This window comes from Bacillus sp. SIMBA_074, from assembly GCF_046534555.1.
Lineage (GTDB): Bacteria > Bacillota > Bacilli > Bacillales > Bacillaceae_G > Bacillus_A > Bacillus_A mycoides.
In genome coordinates this window covers 1-273 of the sequence record NZ_JAWRYM010000487.1, presented here as the reverse complement: position 1 = coordinate 273, position 273 = coordinate 1, and the positions used below count along the sequence as shown (strand labels likewise).

Below are 273 nucleotides of genomic sequence, written 5' to 3'. Positions count from 1 at the left end.
ACCATGGCAAAGGAAAAAGGGCTGGAGCCGCTTGCTACTTACCTGCTCAGCCTCCCGAAATCAGGAGCGCCTGAAGCAGAGGCAATGGGCTACGTTAACCCGGAAAAAGGAGTAGAGACAGCAGAACAAGCTTTGCAAGGTGCTATGGATATCATCGCCGAGCAATACTCTGACGACCCGGATATTCGCCAATGGGTTCGGGAGCGTACCATGCAAAAAGGCTTGCTGGTATCCGAGCAAAAAGCGGAAGAAGCAGACGAGAAAAATGTTTAT

Annotated in this window: 1 pseudogene; it reads left to right on the top strand. The window is 50.9% G+C overall.

The features are described 5' to 3' along the window. Nucleotides 1–273, top strand: a pseudogene (locus SB773_RS31695) (RNA-binding transcriptional accessory protein); the annotation flags it as partial.